This is a genomic window from Streptococcus sp. C300 (assembly GCF_000187645.1).
Lineage (GTDB): Bacteria > Bacillota > Bacilli > Lactobacillales > Streptococcaceae > Streptococcus > Streptococcus oralis_CQ.
This window is the reverse complement of record NZ_GL732469.1, coordinates 175,802-176,746: the sequence shown is the minus strand read 5'-3', so window position 1 is coordinate 176,746 and position 945 is coordinate 175,802. Positions and strand designations below refer to the sequence as shown.

Here is a 945-nt window from a genome sequence, read left to right as displayed (position 1 = left end):
ATCATATTGTTGAACACTGATACCTGATACAAGGTTGCCCTCTAGATCACGAATCTTAACCAATTCTGGTTGAAGCGTTAAAGCTTCTTCTGGATAATCATCCACATAGTAGAAACCGTTTTGAATCGCTTCTTTAGAAGATTTATCTCCCTTGTATTGATCCAAACCCCATGTAAGTTCATAGTAGTTCGTTGAGCCAGCTAGAACTTCTTTGCCATCAATATTCACACCTTGCTTGTTCTTGTTAACTTTCAAAGGCTTGATGTAGTTGTTATTTGGATTGTCAGGATCATTTGGTTTACCTGGAGTCGTTACACGAACAATGTTTGACTTGACACCATAGGCATCGTTGACTGTCAAGGTAAAGTTATTTGTATAAGTCGCCCCATCATTCAAGACACGACCAACAACCGTTGGATAAAGAGTTTCAACAGGTTTAGTTAAATCAGCATTGTATGTTGCCAATGTCTCCTCAGTAGCCTTAAAGGTTACAGTGTGACTAGCTTTGTCATAGCTTGTTTCAAAACCTTTGCTTGCAGCCTTGGTTGCTTCCAAATCAAACTGATAGCCAGTTGGAAGTGGATCTACCAATACAAATGAAGTTGTTCTTGGACGACCAGCTGTCAACGCTTCTGTTTTCAACTCAAACTTCACTACAGACTGCTTAGCAACTAGAGTACGATCGATATCTACTCCATCCTCATTTTTAATTTCTTTATTAATCTGAGGTTGTGCAAAAAGACGATTGTAATGGAAGTGAACTGTTGGCACCGCTGGTGGTGTTGGCAACTGCTTAGGAGTTGGTGCTACCGGCGGAGTTGGCAATGGATCATAATTTGGCTCTTCTGGTTTTGATGGCTCTGGTTGATCTGGAGTTTTTACCGGTGGAGTTGGCTCATTTTCATAGCTTGGTGCTACTGGAGCTGGTTCCAATGGTTTCTCTGT

At 41.1% G+C, this 945-nt stretch carries 1 protein-coding gene; it reads right to left on the bottom strand.

The window, feature by feature from the left end; translation table 11 throughout:
• The coding region (locus HMPREF0849_RS08570; RefSeq protein WP_009013740.1) for an SspB-related isopeptide-forming adhesin at positions 1 to 945 on the bottom strand (945 nt) is incomplete at both ends.